This is a genomic window from Sphaerospermopsis reniformis (genome assembly GCF_005402885.1).
GTDB classification, from domain to species: domain Bacteria; phylum Cyanobacteriota; class Cyanobacteriia; order Cyanobacteriales; family Nostocaceae; genus Sphaerospermopsis; species Sphaerospermopsis kisseleviana.
Map to the genome: position 1 here is coordinate 1 of NZ_BJCE01000461.1, position 1,749 is coordinate 1,749.

Sequence of the window (1,749 nt, forward strand, 5' to 3'; positions counted from 1 at the left end):
TTAAAAATGCTTCCAGAACCACCAGACCCTATTTTATTATCCCAGATTTTTGCCAAGCTTACCTCTCTTGGTCGTATTCACAATACTTCTACAACCGTTTCACCCTCGTAATTTGGCTAAGGTATTGGTATTAGATAAAACTTCTTTATAGGTGGTTGATAAATTTTCTTCCACAGCACAACAACCAATTAATCCAATTTCATCAAATTTCTCATAGATGGTTTTTTCTTGATGATGATTTCCTGGTTGTGGATAACGTTTTTTTAATATCTGAATAAAATCAAGTAGTAAGATTTGTGCTTCTTCGGGTAAGCTGTTAATTTCTTGAGATATTTCTGCAAGTTTGATATCCATAGTTACTGCCTGTTTTTGAATTATGTTATTACTATAATAATGTATTTTCTGATTCTAAGCTAATTACACCTATTAAACTTTGAGTCCAGGGGTCAAGTTCAGATAAGTTTTTGATGGTGGGTTGTAGAGGTGTAGAAGATAGGGTTTCTTGTTGAATTGATGCTAGTAAAGTTTGTACAAGATGCCAGCGTTCTCTGATTGGTAGTTTTAATACCTGTTCTTGCAATTGTTGTAATTCAATCATAATTATTGTTGTTAACTTTATTATTCCTATTCTAACAGATTCTTACATAATGGTGATTTATGTTCTATATATTTGGTAATGGTTGGGTGGTTTGGGTGATGTTGGGTTGCGCTGCACTTAAACCAACCTACTCACTACAGGAATCCTTTTTAATGAGAAAACCAATTCTCTAATTTTAACTCGGAAATTCGGCTATAATGACGAGTGTTGTTAGTGACTAAAATATAGTTTCTAGTTAATGCGACACTAGCAATTAATAAATCAAAATCGGCTACTTGTTGTCCTATTTTTCTCAGTTCGGCTTTTAATTCACCAAATTTTTTGACAGAATTATTATCTAAAGCTACCACTTCAATATTTTGAAGAAAGTTTTCTGCACGAGTTAAATTTTCTGCTACTTTTTGAGAATTGTAAGCACCAAAATATAATTCAGCAACGGTGATGTTACAAATACAAATATTTTCCCATCCTATTGTTTGAATTTTATTTGTAACTGAAGTAATATTTTTTAACCAGTAAATGCAGGTATCTGTATCTAATAAGTAAATCATAAGCTAATATCAGAGTGGGAAATAGTACGACTGTCATAAATTTCTTTAACTATTTCTTCTGCTGTGCGTTCATCTTCCCAAGCACCATATTTTTCTATAAATGTGTTTAATGGATGGGGTTGTGATGTGATTGTATTTTCTCGTTTTGGTTGTGGATAATGTTTTTTTAATATCTGAATAAAATCAAGGAGTAAGATTTGTGCTTCTTCGGGTAAGCTGTTAATTTCTTGAGATATTTCTGCAAGTTTGATATCCATAATTACTACCTGTTTTGAATTGTTTTATTACTATTATACTGCTTACCGGATATCTTCCCGGTCTTGTGCTGTAATTTTTTAACTATATTTGTCTTCTAAATAATCAATATAACTCTCTTTTGTATTTTCTGATTTTAAGCTTATTACACCTATTAAAGTTTGAGTCCAGGGAGCAAGTTCAGATAAGTTTTCGATGGTGGGTTGTAGAGGTATAGAAGATAGGGTTTCTTGTTGAATTGATGCTAGTAAAGTTTGTACAAGATGTCAGCGTTCTCTGATCGGTAGTTTTAATACCTGTTCTTGCAATTGTTGTAATTCAATCATAATTATTGTTGTTAACTTT

The 1,749-nt window shown here is 31.8% G+C and carries 4 protein-coding genes; all 4 read right to left on the bottom strand.

What is annotated here, in order from left to right; translation table 11 throughout:
• Nucleotides 1-99: 99 nt before the first annotated feature.
• The 4 genes from FFR48_RS27695 to FFR48_RS27710 all read right to left on the bottom strand — a co-directional run bounded on the left by FFR48_RS27695 (nt 100) and on the right by FFR48_RS27710 (nt 1,406).
• The gene (locus FFR48_RS27695) at nt 100-354 is read right to left on the bottom strand and encodes a DUF2281 domain-containing protein (RefSeq protein ID WP_137669555.1); all 255 of its coding nucleotides are present in this window, start codon (nt 352-354) and stop codon (nt 100-102) included.
• A 31-nt stretch (nt 355-385) separates the two neighbouring features.
• A complete protein-coding gene (locus FFR48_RS27700; protein WP_137669556.1) occupies nt 386-598 on the bottom strand; it encodes a hypothetical protein in 213 nt (70 codons plus the stop codon).
• Between the two features lie 149 nt (nt 599-747).
• A complete protein-coding gene (locus FFR48_RS27705) occupies nt 748-1,149 on the bottom strand; it encodes a type II toxin-antitoxin system VapC family toxin (RefSeq protein ID WP_137669557.1) in 402 nt (133 codons plus the stop codon).
• Nucleotides 1,146-1,406: a DUF2281 domain-containing protein gene (locus tag FFR48_RS27710; protein WP_137669558.1), complete on the bottom strand. Its 261-nt coding sequence runs from the start codon at nt 1,404-1,406 to the stop codon at nt 1,146-1,148. Before FFR48_RS27710 ends, FFR48_RS27705 begins: the two co-directional genes overlap by 4 nt.
• Nucleotides 1,407-1,749: the final 343 nt, after the last annotated feature.